The sequence below is a fragment of the Paenibacillus eucommiae genome (assembly GCF_017874215.1).
In the GTDB taxonomy this organism is placed as follows: domain Bacteria; phylum Bacillota; class Bacilli; order Paenibacillales; family NBRC-103111; genus Paenibacillus_AI; species Paenibacillus_AI eucommiae.
In genome coordinates this window covers 23,229-38,485 of the sequence record NZ_JAGGLB010000006.1, presented here as the reverse complement: position 1 = coordinate 38,485, position 15,257 = coordinate 23,229, and the positions used below count along the sequence as shown (strand labels likewise).

Genomic DNA, 15,257 nt, shown 5'->3' with positions numbered 1-15,257 from the left:
TCTCTGCTTAGCTGCAGAAGGTGATGCTTTTTATTTGGTGCTTCTGTCCAATTATGCAATCCCTGCAGTCCCTGCAATTCCAATATGAAGGCATACTGGCTGCAGCGGATTCGATAAGGTAATACGATCAGAGTCAAAGGATACGTTCAAACTTAGCGGGTTTCCGAGTACATCGGTTACACTCACCTTATCGATGCTCCCGGCAATAGCAGGTACGTTTACATGAAGGGTTGTAATTTCCGCAGCAGCCTCAACCTCAACTTTCAATTCACTGGCCGCTGTTCTTACGATGCTGAAGCTCACTTCTCCATACATCGTTTGCGCTCCGGCCACACGAATTTCCTTCCCTATTCCCAGCCAATCACCCGGCACACAAGGAAGCAGCTCCAGGTGTCCTCGTCCTTGCTCTTCTTGCCCTTGCTCCAACTGCTCTTTCCCTTCACGTACCACAAATAAAGAATCCGCGATCATATCAAACAAACGGCCGCTTCCGCTCCCGTTCGGCTGCCAAGGTGAGAGCCAGGGAAGCTGAGGGCTGAAACGTTCATGGCAGTGCCCGGTGTCCAGAGTTGTGGAGAAGGCCATGGTACTCCAGAAATATCGCAGCGCCTTTTCCCGTTCCCCTTGCTCTATCCAGATCCTGTGCCAAGTACGCTCAGAATTATTCACATAGTACAAATCAATTTCCCCATGGGCGAAGCCTTCCTGCAGAATCCCCAGCAGCGGGTCCTCCATACCAGGTAGTTTACATGAGAACAAATCATTCATGATCCCCTCGTTGCGCAAATATTGCTCAAGTTCTTTTAAAAAAGGATGATCAGCTTCCCACAGCCCTGCTTCTACTAAAGAAATGGGACCATCAATCGAATATACGCCAACACGTTCATCTGGTTTCGCATAAACTTCGTTAGATATCCAATGAATATCTTGATCCTCAAGAAGATAAGTGGCATGCTCCACTGCCTGCAGAATACAAGCTTTATAATCATCCGCTTCATCAATGAACTGCTGCGCCTGCGGATGCCCGATTTGCTTAAGCACCTGCGCCATAGCCTGCAACCCTTTCCAAGTATTCACATCTGAGAAATAAAAGTAGCCCTTCACCGGCCAATCATGTGGTCTTCCAGCAGGCAGCAGGCCATAATGCTTCACCTTCGTTCCATCCGCAAACGTTTGCTTCGTCTCAGCCCGTTCGCTGGCAATCCATCCGCACGCACGCAGCGCCCTTTCAATGACACCATGGATCCATTTCCTGTCACGTGTCAGCATATAATGGTCAGCTAAAATATTCAAAACGACTCCTGTTTCACACATCCAATGAATGTGCGGGCGGAAGGAGCCCTCGGCAGACTTAATATCTCCATCAGGCCCGATGCTGTCATCCTGAGTGCTCATAAAATAATTGAGGATGCGCTCGACAATACTGCTATAGCCCAGCCGGTCCAGCGTGCGGATATAGAAGGCGACTTCCCATGAATACACCATGGCAAAATCATTGTACCCGCCTTGGCCGGGAATAATAGAATCCCCACGTTCATTAGATGCCATAAGCTGAAAAAGATTTATCGTAATCGTATCCAGCACACGCTGTACCTGCGAATCAGGCACCTCAAGGATCATCCCGTCGGCCAAAACATCAGCCCACAGCTTCTGGCAGGCTGCCAGTGCAGCTTCTCTGCCGGTTACATGACTGCTGCCCATACCTTCTGCAGTGGACGCAGTGGACGTAGTGGACTGTGCCGGAGTGCCTAAGCCGAACGGATAAGGCACCTCCAGCTCGATATACGCACTTTCACCCGGCTCCAGCTCAGCCGTCAGCTTTAATGCGTTAACAAACTTTTCGCCCTTCTTGCTCAATCCAATCCCGGCAAAGCCTTTCGTCTGATAATGCGCGAGCACGTCACCAGATGAAGCCAGCAAACGTCCCGAGCTTGGACTCCCCTGTTCGTGAACAGCAGCCATTCCAGCGAGCCAAGGTCCATCCTCCGAACGAAATGGAATATAATCTTCATTCGTATGTACGTAAAATTGGTCATGCTGCCTTTCCGTACTTAGGAAGTAGCAGTGCCCGGTTCTTTTCCTGGTAGCGTGAACATTCTTTACTTCCATAAAAAGATGGATGCGCCCCTGCCCATGAACATCACTGCTCGTCAAAAACGTACAGCGGTGTTCAAAATCACCTTCCCGGATCAAAGAGCTAACTACCGGAGCCTTCCTGAAAAGAAAAGCTTGCTCGACCTTCTTATAATCCAAAAATTGCGGTTTCTCGCTGGAAGCAGCAAAGGCAAACCCATATCCACGGCGCAGGCTCCCCTTTCTTCCGAAAGCGTCCTTGATCAGCACGGTTAAATCAGGTCTGACTTCAACCAATGTTTCGTCCAACGGACGATGAATATAAATACGCTTACTTCTAGTACGCGGATACAAGCCTGATATGGAATTGAAGTTTGCTTCTGTCATTACATGGTTGCCTCCCTTTATTCTAATCGATTCAATATTGCCACTATACTTTAGGCACATTTATGAATGATTCCATTATATCCCTTTTCAATCCGAAACAACATTGCATGATTTAATATGTTCTTGTCAACAGAAGTGAAATTTGACCTCACTGATTAACACAATTATTTATTAAAAAAATAAAATATTTACCAATTATTTGAACACAAAACGATTTGAGAAGGCCATGAAGCTCCTTACCGGTACAGCCTTGGAGGTAAACGAAATAGCCGAAAAGGTCGGCTATTTGAATCAAAGCTATTTCAATTCTATATTCAAAAAAATAACCGGTGTATATCCGACGAGGTATCGGCTCCAGGCTTAGGATGCGGCAGCGCTGCAGTTATAGTCATAGTTACAGTTACAGTCAGTCATTGTTGCAACACTGTCTGAAATCATAATTGCAGACAGTGTTGTAACCCATAACTTTGCACACTCAACGCTGCCATCCTTGCATATATATTAAAAGCGAAATGTCCGTGAGGCTTGAACCAGAGCCGTTACTTCCAAAATAAGCGCAACGCGCCCATTGCCAAGAATGGTTGCTCCGGTTATGTAATCCATTTTGCCTAAATATCCGCCGAGCGATTTAATCACAATTTCCTGATTGCCGCGAAGCTCGTCAACGGCTAATGCCACTCTCTTCTCCGCTGAGCCTACGACTACAATCTGCAGAAACTTATGGCTCCGCTCTGCTCTCTCATACCGCAGCACATCGTGCAGCCATAACAGCGGGATCACCTGGTTGCGTATCATCACCACGGTGTCCCCTTGGATGGTCTGAATCTCTTCTACGGGCAGCCTGACGATTTCCAGCACATTATTCATCGGTATTGCAAAATCCCGCTCTCCCACTTTGACCATAAGACCTGTAATGATAGCCAGCGTTAACGGGAGTTTTACGGAGAAGCAGGTGCCCTGATCGGGCTTCGTTTGAATATCGATCAGGCCATTCAAGCGTGTTATTTGGCTGCGGACAATATCCATGCCTACCCCTCGCCCAGATACCTCGCTCACCGAAGCAGCGGTTGAAAACCCTGGACGAAAGATCAGGTTAATCGCATCTTGCTCCGACAACCGCAGCGCTTCCTCCTCGGTAATAATGCCCTTGTGCAGGGCGGAAGCTTTGACCTTCTCCGCTGAAATGCCCGCTCCATCGTCCTGGATCGTAATGACAACCTGATTATTCTCATGAAATGAGTTTAATCTGATGCGGCCTTTGGCAGGCTTTCCTTTGCTTGTGCGCACATCCGGCATCTCCACTCCGTGATCGACGCTATTACGCAGCAGATGAATGAGCGGATCGCCAATCTCCTCAATCACGGTCCTGTCCAGCTCCGTCTCCATGCCTTCCAGGACCAGCTCGATTTCCTTGCCCAGCTTCTGCGAAAGATCGCGAACCATCCGTGGAAAACGGTTAAACAAATGTTCAATAGGCAGCATCCGCGCTTTCATCACACTTTCCTGAAGCTCCCCCACGATTCGGGTCATCCGGTCAGACACGGCGCCAAGCCTGTCTGCGAACTCTTCACCAGGAAAACGCTGTGCCGCTGTTTGCTTCAGCTCCGCCAAGGAAGTCTGGTCGATTAACAGCTCCCCGACTAGATTCATTAACTGCTCCAGCCGTTCGACATGAACGCGAATCGTTTGCGGCCCCTGCTTTTGTTTCTCTTCTGGCTGGGTTCCTTTGAATTCTGCCGCAGCGTTCCTGGATGAACTCATCGAAGTGTCCGTATTTCCAGGATTACCTGTAATGCTCGGTGCACTTGGAGTGCTGTGGATGCTTTGTATATTTATTGATCCCTGCATCCCGTAATGACTTGAAGCGTCAGAGTTATCATAAGCACCTGCGTTTGAAGCCAAGGGACTATAGATACAGACATCCGCCTCTTCCACATCGGAATAACTCAGCAGTTCGTCCTCAATCTCCTTGGCTGCGTTCCCGCTGGCAAGCACAAACAGACTGTTGGTAAACCACTCGTCGTCCTGTTCCGAATCCATGAAGGAAGCTGCAGAAGGGTTCGAAATAATAAGATCCCCGAACTCCTCCGCAAGCCGCTGAGCCACAAGATGGAACCTGGCTCCCTTCATCAGGCAATCCGCAGACAGCCGCAGACGGATCGTCCATACCTGGAGTCCGGATTCTCTGCACTCCTCCACTTTCAGTGCCTGCTCAAGTGTCAATTCTGGCAACTCCGGTACATGCTGCTGCTTCTTCGGCTCTTGCGAGAAGCTCCGAATATCCGCCAACAGGGCGGAATGATCCGAGAAAGGGCCTCCTTTCATATACTCATCACGAAGCTGCTTCAAAAAGTCGAGTGATTGAAACAACAGATTCATAAGAATCTGGTCCACCTGCAATTTATCACTTCGTACCCGATCAAGCACATACTCGATTTCATGGGTCAAATGCTTCATTTCCTCAAACTCCATCGCCGCGGAAGAGCCCTTGATTGTATGCACCGCCCTAAACAACGATTGAACCCGCTCAATTGAATAACACTGCTCAAGTGCCAGGAAATCCTGATCCATCCGTTCCAGTTGATCGACCAGTTCCTCTATAAATACTTCCCGATAGACCGATAAATCTTCCATTCGCGAACAACTCCTTTCTTAGTCGCGAATAAGCACGTCATCCAGCTTTAGAATCCCTACAAGACTGCCTTCGCATAAACCGATGCCTTGGAAATAAGCACTGCTCCCAACGCTTACTCTTTCCGGAGGCGGACCGATTTCCGGATAAGTAGTAACCTTATTCACCTGATCGACAATAATACCGATCGATTCTTCCTGATGCCGGACCACAACAATACGGGTATTTTTTGTAAATGCTTCATCTGGCAGGGAAAACAAACTGCGCAGGCTGACTACTGGAACGACCTTCCCCCGCAAATTAATCACCCCTTTGACATAGTGCTTGCTTTGGGGAATATCAGTAATCGCTTGCATTTTAATAATTTCATGAATCTCTTCAATTCTTATAGCATAGCTTTCTTTACCGACCGTCATCTCAATATATTGATCCTGCTGAACCGTTGTCATAGCATCACATCCGCATCATTTTTTAGGTAAGCTTGAAAATAGCGACGGAAGTATTAAGTTCATCTGCCAAATGGGCCAATGACTGACAAGTAGCCGCTGTTTCCTCGGATGCTGCTGCCGCCTCTTGACTAGTCGCTGCAATAGATTCCACTGATTGCATCACTTCCGACGCCTGTGCTGCTTCTTCTTCACAAGCTGCGGCGATTTCGCTAACTTTATGCGATGAATTGTTAACCATATCAATAATTTCATGGAAGGCTTCTCCGGTTTGTGTGGATTGGGCTACACTGTCCATAACAGCCGACACACTTTTCTTCGTATTTTCCTGCATAACTTTAATAATTGCTGTTATTTCTTTAGCTGCCCCGCTGCTGCGCTCGGCCAGCTTTCTAACCTCGTCAGCTACTACAGCGAAACCTCTGCCCTGATCTCCTGCTCTTGCTGCTTCAATAGCTGCATTCAGTGCAAGCAGATTTGTTTGATCAGCAATATCGTCGATTACCTCGATAATATCGCCAATTTTCAAGGAATCTTCTTCCAGCTTGTTCATCGTCTGATTGACCTGCTGCATCCCGGCTACTGAGGTTTCGACAACCTTGCCACCCTCTCTGGCTGTCCGGACCGTTGCATCAGATAATTCTGCAGCCTGTTCCGCGCTAACAGCTACTGAGTTGATCGCCGTCGAGAGCTCCTTGAAAAGAGCCGTTATAGAAATCGCTGACTGAGCTTGATGCGTGCTGCTGCTGGCAATTTCTTGTGTACTTGCCGATATTTGCTCCGATGCTGCGGCCACACTTTGCGAGGATTGAATAATACCGCCGATCAAGCCGCGTAAATTATGCAGCATATGATTGACGGATGCTGACAATTGCCCAACCTCATCTTTACTCGTAACAACAGCATTATCGCTCAAATCACCATCTGCAACTCTTGCTACTAACGAAACCATCCTATGCAGCGGGCGGGCAATAGACTGGGAAATGATATATCCGATCAGAATGCTGAAAATGAAAGCAATCACAATGACAGCAATCGTTATGGAACGTGCGGAAGAATAAGCCTCTGCAGACTCTGTATTCTTATCCTCAGCCAGCTGTACATTCATTGCAATGAGCTTGTCCATGCTTTCTCTTACTTTACCGGAAGCCACATCCAGAACCTCTTGTTTAAATTTCGAAAATTCGCTCAGATCTTCCCTGTACCCCAGCTGCTGTGCTGTATTAAGAGCCTCATTGTACTTAGACATAGCTTCATAGAAAATCTTCAATTCTTCTTTTTCAATGTCGTTAAGCGAAGTTTTACCGTAGATATCCATCGTTTTTTCAATTTCTTTTTGTGCTAAAGGAATCTCCGCTGCGTATTTATCTTTATCCGCTTTGGTTGCAGCCGTACTTAAATCACGAATGGATATTCGGACATTTTGGTAATTAACTTGAGCGGCAGACAGGTTGCGGATAGAAATCAAATTATTTCCGTACATTTCGTTGATATCCGTATTTATTGCTTTCAAATTTTGAAGACTGTAGACCCCTACCCCTGCTAAAATAAGAGCAATTACCATAAAAGCCGAAATCAATTTAGCCGCTGTTTTTAAATTTAAGAACCATTTCATCTTATTCACCCCTATATCGTATTTTCCAAGCCTTCCACTTTCTAATTACATACAACACCAACATGAAAACATGTAGTAAAAAGTACCTATTATGCACCCCCATTACTTCATAAAATAATTCATTGAATCATACCCTACTATACTCATAGGTATTTACTCATAATTATTCGTTCCATTTCGACATTATCCTTCATTTTTCGACACAAGAAAAAAGACTATTCCTTGTAAGCAGGAACAGCCTTTTTTCTTCATTTTCACAATTTTATACTATCTTCAATAAGGAATATGGCTCAGCTTCCAAATACCTTCTTGAAGGTCATTAGTACCTACTTTCGTTGCCGTCACTGTAATACTTTTGCCCCGCTCGGCAGGTAACCCATTGTCCGGCTCACCCATATAATACTCATACAACCAGAGCTGAAACTCGTTCTAATTCTTTCCTTTCCTTGCCATTTTTATGAATTGGACGCGCTTCTGCAGCAAACTGTTCACTCCGTTGAAAAGAAACTTATTTATCCGGCAATGAACCTAATAGGCTAAGCGGCATACTTTGAAGTATGTACTTTATATTGGGAGGAAAGTAATTACTATGAATAGTTATTCATTTAGAGGATATCCTTATCCTCCTCATTCACTGGGCCTGCCTTATGCGGTCACATATCCTGTACCTGCTTTTGCTTTTCAATCAGCTCGGGCAAAGCATTGCATCAGTAATGCTGAGATGGATTTCAGAAATAATATGCGTCTACTTTGGGAACAGCATGTTGCGTGGACACGGATGACTATCCTCAGTATCGTGAATAATCTACCTGATGCAGATCCGGTTACCGCACGTCTTCTCCAAAATGCATCTGATATGGGCGCTATACTCAAACCCTTCTATGGTGAAAAAAATGCAGCCATATACAGCAAACTGATAAAAGACCATTTAGTCATAGCCGCTGATCTGGTCAAAGCAGCTAAAGCTGGGGATCAAAAAGCCGCGGCAGCCGCAGAGAAAAGATGGTACTCCAATGCAGACGAGATTGTTGAATTTCTAAGCCGCATAAATCCATATATCCCCAAAGAAGAATTCAGAAAAATGTTCTATGAACATTTGGCCTTAACTAAAGCTGAGGCAGTAGCCATATTAAGCAAGGATTACAAGGAAAGCATTAAGCTGTATGACAGCATTGAGAAGCAAGCATTAGAAATGTCGGATATCCTTGCTCATGCAATCATTAAGCAATTTCCCCAGATGTTTTATTAAAAAGGACGCCCTTCTTGGACGTCCTTTGATGAGCGTGTACATTACATGTGTGCGTATGGAGGGAATGGCTGTGGACTCCAGCCGCTGTTAAAGATTTGTTCCCTTGAATGGTATAGATGAGGTGGTAGGAACAAATCTTTAAAGGCGGACGCTACCGCTCTTCCGCCCACAGCCATTCCCTCTCTTTAGCTACAATCGCACGAATCACACGAACACAAAGCACAAACGGACTGCAATCAGGTTTTTTCTCTTGATTAGAGGGAATTTCCTAGCGGGTGCAGGCGCTGGGATGAAGAGCGCGAGATGAACTGCACTTTAGCGATGATTTTCATCGCTAAAGGCACGGGGGCATGTCCACATACGTGTTTAACGATGAAAATCATCGTTAACGTGACGGATTGACTGGGAATCCTTCCTTTAACGATGTTTTTCATCGTTAAGTCAAGCACACGCTCCATTTCGGGGGCGGGGGGCTGCTACATTTGCTACATTTGCTACATTTGCTACATTTGCTACGACCTGCTACGGGACTTCTCTCCTGTCTAACGCCCGACTCATCGTCCAACTCTGGCCCATCTTGCATCACACTGTGCCGCTGTTTCCCCTGTGTCGCCTTGGCCCTCCCTTTACCGCGCCCTTTCCCGCCCCCGTGTCCCTCACAGTTCCACCCTGTATCACACCGTGCCTCCCCATTTCATCGTCTGTTAACTCAGAAATATAAAAAAAACCTTTCAACATCATTCTCTCGTTGAAAGGTCTCGTCTATTTGGTTAAACTCTTCGCCCCTGCCCTGATTCTTCGATAAGCTTGGCTAACCGGTTCAGTCGGGTCTCTTCTCTTTTCCCGCTCATAACCCAATGAGTGGCTTGCTTCCGATACCATACCGCCTGAGATTGAAAAAAATCCCAAGCTTTTGTATGTGCGCGAAACTGCTGCTCAGATGCTTCATTGAAAACAGCTGCATCCTTTTGCTCGTATGAATATATAGCTGTTTTTTGTTCAGAACGCTGTTCAAATGATTGAAGACCGGCTGGCTCCATAAGTCCCGCTGCTTCTAACTCCTTGACACGCTTGATGTTTACAGCGCTCCAGATACTGTTTGGATTCCGTGGAGTAAATCTTATGGTGTAGCTTACTTCATCTATTCCTTTACGTATACCATCAATCCAGCCATAGCAGAGCGCTTCATCTACAGACTCCGGCCAAGTCATACTCGGCTTGCCAGAATCTTTCTTATAGAAACCAACCCATACTTCACGGGATTTATCATAATTCTCCTCAAGCCATCGGCGGAATTCGGAGGGTACAGCGAAAAAAAAGGGGGTAAGGGAGTTGTCAGTCAACGTCAAGATCCTTCCTATCTCTAAAATGATCGGCTGCTATACAACATTTAAGACGGGACATCTCCTCCATACCCTTCACTGATCAGATCCAGCCTGCCTGTCTCCGAATCCATAATAAAGCCATGTGTTGGAACGTCAGTTGGCATCAAGGGATGATTGCGTATAATGCCTACGCTGTGAGCGACCCCTTCTTCAGCGCTGGTGAAGCCCCTCAGAAAACGTTCCATGCGAATCCCGGAATTTTCCAAAGTCGACAATACAGTATCAGAAATACCTCTGGATTTGAATTTGTCGACAAGCGCACCTGTGTCCAGATTGCTCATTCCGCAGCCATGATGCCCGATTACCAGCACCTCCTGCGCCCCCATTTCATAGACAGCAACCAGAATACTCCGCATCGCGCTGCCAAAAGGCTGGGTCAGGATTGCACCTGCGTTCTTAATGATTTTGGCGTCACCATTGCGCAAATTCAGCGCTTTAGGCAGAAGCTCGACAAGACGGGTATCCATGCAGGTTAAAATCACCATTTTTTTATCAGGAAATTTGTCCGTTAGATACGCTTGATATTGTTTTTGCTCGACGAACTGCTGGTTAAATTTCAATAACTCCGAAACTACAGACATTGTCATTCCTCCCTAAATATTACAACATTCACTTTCACCAATAGACTACAGGGACCATTCAGAAAACTAGCTATTGAATATATTATACTTATTTTAGGGTTGGTGCAAAATAAAATTTTTTCCTGCTTGTTGCTTGTAAGAACTTTAAAAGCAATTCTGATATGAAAACCAGGATAAATCAACGTTTTGGCGCTCTCACATCTTTTTAAGAGGAGAGGTTTCGATATATAGACAATTTCTCACTTCTGTGAATGAGAAAAACCGTCAGGATAGCCCTGACGGCTCTTTAATGTGGATCCATCATAGTATCCATAGATTAACTAGATTCCCCTTCGTAGAAGTCTTCTCCATGAATATATTAATCCCGTCAGGCTTCCACCTAACGGGAAATATTAATTACATATACGCCACACGCACTTCCGTAACCCGAGGGCTGTTGCCGCCATTGACAGCACCGAGCGCAAGCCTGTATTGGATCCAAGACCCCGCATGATGAAGCTTCTCCGCCTCCTGACCATTACTGAACCAGGCTTCAGCGCTTCCATCAGGTCCTTGCCAGCCAGCCTGCTCTAATGCATCCTCGGTGCTGGCCGTGCGAATCTGCGCCTTGACCCATGTTTTTGGTTGAATTTCCGCTTCCCACTCAATCCGGGTAACCTTGGAACCTGCAGCAAGCTCACAAGGACTTGAAATATAATATTCCTCTGGGCCACGGTCCCTGATATTACCCGGATCAACGGACATCATCCCGTGCGGGCCATGTGTGGGCAGCTTCGTCACCTTTTGCTCGGAAAATCCTTCAGGTCCGTTCCAGAATACAAAGGAATACCCGTTATGGTCACCATTGGTTTTATGGTTTGCAACTGCCAGATCAACCCAGCCGTCCTCATTAAAATCAATAGCCATCGCGCCGCAAGACGAATGCGTGAAAAGCCGGGTGCAATATTCAGCCGAGTAATGGCCCCCAGGCTGTCCCCAGTACAAATAAGCATCCAAATCCCGCTCTCTGCCCGAATTATACGAAGTAACAAAAATATCAAGCAGACCATTACGATTGAAATCAGCAATCGTCAGTGAATTGGCTGTATGTGCCGGAAGCTGCGTACGCCTGTCCTCACGGAAGCCATCGGGCCCACCCCAGTAAATGTAGACATAAGATTCATAACGCGACTTCTTGCCTGGCACCATATGCCCGCCAACAATAAGGTCGAGCCAGCCATTGCCTGTCAGGTCGGCAGCCTGTGCGCAAATGCCTCCATCGCAATTGAGGCGCGTCGAGCGTTCCATGCTGTAGCCTTCAGGACCACCCCAAAGAATATAGCTAAACCCAAAAATTTGTGATACAAAAAGATCCAGCCAGCCGTTGTTATTGAAGTCAGCTGCTAGCATCCACCTGGGTTCACGGTATGAGATTCCATGCAGGTCTTCATAAGGATGCAGCGCTTTGACAGGAATGTATGCATCCAGCTCCGGATCCATTATAATTCTTTGCGGATGTTCCACATCAAGCCCGTCTGGGCCGCCCCGGAAAATCATCAACTCTGGATTACTGGCTCCGGCAACAGCGACATCCAGATATCCTGTGCGTCGAAAATCTCCTACTGCTGTCCCGTGTGCCCGGAGTGTCGGAAGCACCAGCTTGTTATCCGGGTGGAATCCGTCTGGACCACCCCAATACAAGAACGAGCCCGGGTCCAAGTGCGGGGCATTTTCGGCACAATTGGCAATAAGCACATCTCCCCAGCCATTATCATTAAAGTCGCAGCAGATCGAATCCACGGCTGCCCAGCCTGGAAATTCGATCCGCCGATCCTCGGTGAACCCGTCAGGTCCCCCTAGATAAGCGTAGGCAGATACATCTCCCCGCACACGGCCTGTCACATGGTTGATAAAAATCAATTGTGGCTGGGCTGTATCCGAAGTTCGGGCGATAAGCGCTGTTGATGCGTCATGGGATTCGAGCCGCACAGGCTCGGGATGAATCGTCCCTTCGGAAGAAGCACGAAATATAAGTGACTCGGTCGTATTCATGATATCAGTCCGGCCTTGGCATATCGTGATTTCTTGCAGACCGTCGCCATCCAGGTCGCCAAGGCATACATCCCGTGCACTTATCGTGTCCAGTGCAGTCCGGCGGATTGCATCAAAACCACCCGCTCCTCCCCAATAAATCCAGGATTGCTCGGTCATATCCCGGCTGCTGCAAACCGCGAGGACAATATCCTCGAAGCCGCTTGCCGTGATATCACCCGCAGCCGCAGAGACAACATTGGCGCAAGGGATGACCAGAGGCTCTCCCCATTCACGACTGCTGCCAACTGGATAGAAATACGCTTGCTCCTGCTCCTGCCGGAATAGATGCACACGCCCGCCTAGCATGACAATTTTCGGCTTCCATCCCTCAACAAAAGTCATCCAACCGGCTGTAGTGCTCGCTAGTTCAACCGCTTCATCATCTGCGCCGCCTACCTGCTTGCCATCCACCAGACTAAGTCCCTCGCTTCCGCCCCACAACACAAGCGGAGTTCCATCCTTGACCCGCACATACAGATCAGCGCAGCCGTCACCGTCAATATCGCCAGCAGCTATATGCGTCGCTTCTACATCAAGAATGATACTGTCCATATGGCGGAAGCCTTCATCCGTCTGATAATAAATGACAATCTTGCCCTCACTGCAGAAAGCAATATCCTGGTATCCATCGCCATTAAAGTCACCGATAGCAACCCCTCTGCAATTCGGCACTGGAAGCTCAATCCTGTGTCGCTCGCTGAGTCCCTCCGCAGAGCCATAGTAAATATAGGCGGTAACATCGGCATGAGTTCCGTTATGCTGATTAGCTATAACGAGATCGTCATAGCCGTCACCATTTAAATTACCTACAGCACCGTAATAGGAGCCCGCTGTCGGCAGTTCAATTCTCTCTGAGGTATGCAGTGGATTAGTGTATACATACACAGGCGGACGTTCCCCCATATCCTGGCTGTTCACAAATAATATATCCGCATAGCCATCCCGGGTCAGGTCAAAACGGAAAATACGCTGCAGCACTCCGCTACGCGAAACATAAAGATTTTGCCCCCCATTGCCAAATATGCCATCGGCAAAATCCTCATACCCCTGTTCCTTCCAAACTTTAGTCATGACTGCTCTCTCCAATCTGCCTTAGTTTAACCCTTCACAGCACCGACCGTCAGACCCTTCACAAAGTATCTCTGAAAGGCTAAGAAAACAATGAGCACAGGCAGCGATGCCAACACGGAGCCTGCCATAATAAGACCCCAATCGACCGATTCCACGTTGATCAAGGTAGCCACTCCTAGCGGAAGCGTCATCATGCTTGTATCCTTAATGATTAGAAGCTGCCAAATATAATCGTTCCAGCTGGCAACGAAGGTAAAGATCGCAATTGCGCCAAGTCCCGGCTTGGACAAGGGCAGCATGATCCGAAAAAAAATACCTGCCTCTCCGCAGCCGTCAATCCGCGCTGATTCCAGCAATTCACGGGGAATTGTCATCATAAACTGCCGTAGCAGAAAAATCATATAGGGTGAAGCCAGAGCATGAATGATCAATCCGGCATAAGTGTTAACTAAACTCAGGCTTACCGCAATTTTGAACTGCGGGATCAGGAGTACGGTTGTCGGGATGGTCATTGCTCCAACCAGCAGTGAGAAGATCGCTTTGCTCCCCCGAAAAGGAATTTTTGCCAGTGCATATGCGGCCATTGATGAGATGACCAGCACAGCTAAGGTTGTGACAACACTAATGCCTACACTGTTCAGCATCCAACGCGCAGCTTCTGTTTCCAGTAATTTCATGTAATTCCCTATGGTCGGATGGACAGGGAAAAATTCTGGCGGAATCTGATAAGCAACTGACATTTCTTTGAACGATGACGAAAGCATCCAATAAAACGGAAACAAGAAAAACAAGGCGATGATGACGAGCAGCAGCTTCAAACTACCGGTTGCCAGCCTTTCCTTCTGCATCATACACGCATCTCCTCAATACTCAATATCGGTTTTCATAAATTTGAACTGCAGCCAGGCGATCGTTACAATAATGAGGCTTAAAATGACCGCCATTGCACTTCCTCTGCCATAATCCCCGTTGACAAAAGCTTCTTGGTAAAGAAGCAGCAAAATCGTCGAAGTTGCATAATGCGGCCCTCCCGCTGTAAACAGCAGGATGATCGCAAACAACTGGAAGGCAGCAATAGTCCCCGTAACTACAACATAAAGGATTGAAGGCTTCAACATGGGTAAAGTAATGCTCACATGTTTTCTCCAGAAAGAAGCCCCGTCCAGTTCCGCCGCCTCATAATAACTCGCTGGAATTCCCCCCAAGGCAGCGGTCAGAATAACAATCGGTGCCCCGAGACCTAGCATCAGCACGATTCCGGTAGTTGTGAACAACGCCAAATCGTAGCTGAGAAGGTTCAGAGGTCCAATCCCAAACAAGCTTAATACATAATTCAATAGTCCAAAGTCATAATTAATCATGTATTGCCACATGAAGGTGATACTTACGATTGATGTGACTGCGGGAATGTAGAACACCGCTTTAAACAAACTCTGCATTTTCTCTTTAAAAAGGGAAACGATAATCGCAGTGAGAAGGCTGATTATCAAAGAGGCCGGAACGAGCATGAGCACGATAAGCAGCGTATTTTTCACTGATTTCAAAAACACATCATCCTGCAGGAGAGACTGGTAATTATCCAGTCCGGCCCATCCTGAGGAATAATACGTATACGAATAAAAGCTTGTTCTCACAGCATCAACGATCGGGTACAGATAAAATAGTGTAAAAAAAAGCAATGCGGGCGCAACAAATAAATAACCGTATCTTTCTTTGTACAATAGAGCGAATTCCTTTTTCAGCAT

Annotated in this window: 12 protein-coding genes; 2 read left to right on the top strand and 10 right to left on the bottom strand. The window is 47.0% G+C overall.

All coding sequences use genetic code 11. The features are described from left to right. Positions 1-51: 51 nt before the first annotated feature. Positions 52-2,460, bottom strand: coding sequence for a hypothetical protein (locus tag J2Z66_RS11040; protein ID WP_209971460.1), 2,409 nt, complete (start codon positions 2,458-2,460; stop codon positions 52-54). A 199-nt stretch (positions 2,461-2,659) separates the two neighbouring features. Here J2Z66_RS11040 and J2Z66_RS44050 point away from each other — a divergent pair, with 199 nt between their 5' ends. Then, on the top strand, positions 2,660-2,824 hold the full coding sequence (locus J2Z66_RS44050) for a helix-turn-helix domain-containing protein (RefSeq protein ID WP_376774384.1): 165 nt from the start codon (positions 2,660-2,662) through the stop codon (positions 2,822-2,824). A 137-nt stretch (positions 2,825-2,961) separates the two neighbouring features. Here J2Z66_RS44050 and J2Z66_RS11030 read toward each other — a convergent pair whose 3' ends face one another. The 4 genes from J2Z66_RS11030 to J2Z66_RS43405 all read right to left on the bottom strand — a co-directional run bounded on the left by J2Z66_RS11030 (position 2,962) and on the right by J2Z66_RS43405 (position 7,549). Continuing rightward, positions 2,962-5,094 (bottom strand): chemotaxis protein CheA, encoded by a 2,133-nt coding sequence (locus J2Z66_RS11030; protein ID WP_209971458.1) that lies wholly within the window; start codon positions 5,092-5,094, stop codon positions 2,962-2,964. Between the two features lie 18 nt (positions 5,095-5,112). Continuing rightward, the gene (locus tag J2Z66_RS11025) at positions 5,113-5,541 is read right to left on the bottom strand and encodes a chemotaxis protein CheW (protein ID WP_209971457.1); all 429 of its coding nucleotides are present in this window, start codon (positions 5,539-5,541) and stop codon (positions 5,113-5,115) included. 22 nt (positions 5,542-5,563) lie between these two features. Continuing rightward, complete coding sequence (locus tag J2Z66_RS11020) at positions 5,564-7,153, bottom strand: methyl-accepting chemotaxis protein (RefSeq protein WP_209971456.1); 1,590 nt, start codon at positions 7,151-7,153, stop codon at positions 5,564-5,566. Positions 7,154-7,426: 273 nt separating this feature from the next. Continuing rightward, the gene (locus J2Z66_RS43405; protein WP_281068822.1) at positions 7,427-7,549 is read right to left on the bottom strand and encodes a hypothetical protein; all 123 of its coding nucleotides are present in this window, start codon (positions 7,547-7,549) and stop codon (positions 7,427-7,429) included. A gap of 193 nt (positions 7,550-7,742) precedes the next feature. Here J2Z66_RS43405 and J2Z66_RS11015 point away from each other — a divergent pair, with 193 nt between their 5' ends. Further along, on the top strand, positions 7,743-8,402 hold the full coding sequence (locus J2Z66_RS11015) for an acetylglutamate kinase (RefSeq protein ID WP_376774383.1): 660 nt from the start codon (positions 7,743-7,745) through the stop codon (positions 8,400-8,402). 770 nt (positions 8,403-9,172) lie between these two features. On the opposite strand, the gene J2Z66_RS11010 is transcribed toward J2Z66_RS11015, so the two are convergent. The 5 genes from J2Z66_RS11010 to J2Z66_RS10990 form a co-directional block, all read right to left on the bottom strand. Then, the gene (locus J2Z66_RS11010) at positions 9,173-9,745 is read right to left on the bottom strand and encodes a YdeI/OmpD-associated family protein (protein WP_209971455.1); all 573 of its coding nucleotides are present in this window, start codon (positions 9,743-9,745) and stop codon (positions 9,173-9,175) included. Positions 9,746-9,792: 47 nt separating this feature from the next. After that, positions 9,793-10,368 carry a beta-class carbonic anhydrase gene (locus J2Z66_RS11005; protein ID WP_209971454.1) on the bottom strand — a complete coding sequence of 192 codons (576 nt, stop codon included), beginning with the start codon at positions 10,366-10,368 and terminating at the stop codon, positions 9,793-9,795. Between the two features lie 396 nt (positions 10,369-10,764). Beyond that, positions 10,765-13,512: an FG-GAP repeat domain-containing protein gene (locus J2Z66_RS11000; protein ID WP_209971453.1), complete on the bottom strand. Its 2,748-nt coding sequence runs from the start codon at positions 13,510-13,512 to the stop codon at positions 10,765-10,767. 26 nt (positions 13,513-13,538) lie between these two features. Next, positions 13,539-14,363, bottom strand: coding sequence for a carbohydrate ABC transporter permease (locus J2Z66_RS10995; protein WP_245375459.1), 825 nt, complete (start codon positions 14,361-14,363; stop codon positions 13,539-13,541). A 12-nt stretch (positions 14,364-14,375) separates the two neighbouring features. Next, on the bottom strand, positions 14,376-15,257 hold the full coding sequence (locus tag J2Z66_RS10990) for a carbohydrate ABC transporter permease (protein ID WP_209971452.1): 882 nt from the start codon (positions 15,255-15,257) through the stop codon (positions 14,376-14,378).

Coding starts and splice junctions, on each gene's coding strand:
- J2Z66_RS11040 (WP_209971460.1), bottom strand. CDS start 2,460: ATGACAGAAGCAAACTTCAATTCCATATCAGGCTTGTATCCGCGTACT.
- J2Z66_RS11030 (WP_209971458.1), bottom strand. CDS start 5,094: ATGGAAGATTTATCGGTCTATCGGGAAGTATTTATAGAGGAACTGGTC.
- J2Z66_RS11025 (WP_209971457.1), bottom strand. CDS start 5,541: ATGACAACGGTTCAGCAGGATCAATATATTGAGATGACGGTCGGTAAA.
- J2Z66_RS11020 (WP_209971456.1), bottom strand. CDS start 7,153: ATGAAATGGTTCTTAAATTTAAAAACAGCGGCTAAATTGATTTCGGCT.
- J2Z66_RS43405 (WP_281068822.1), bottom strand. CDS start 7,549: ATGGGTGAGCCGGACAATGGGTTACCTGCCGAGCGGGGCAAAAGTATT.
- J2Z66_RS11015 (WP_376774383.1), top strand. CDS start 7,743: ATGAATAGTTATTCATTTAGAGGATATCCTTATCCTCCTCATTCACTG.
- J2Z66_RS11005 (WP_209971454.1), bottom strand. CDS start 10,368: ATGTCTGTAGTTTCGGAGTTATTGAAATTTAACCAGCAGTTCGTCGAG.
- J2Z66_RS11000 (WP_209971453.1), bottom strand. CDS start 13,512: ATGACTAAAGTTTGGAAGGAACAGGGGTATGAGGATTTTGCCGATGGC.
- J2Z66_RS10995 (WP_245375459.1), bottom strand. CDS start 14,363: ATGATGCAGAAGGAAAGGCTGGCAACCGGTAGTTTGAAGCTGCTGCTC.
- J2Z66_RS10990 (WP_209971452.1), bottom strand. CDS start 15,257: ATGCTGAAAAAGGAATTCGCTCTATTGTACAAAGAAAGATACGGTTAT.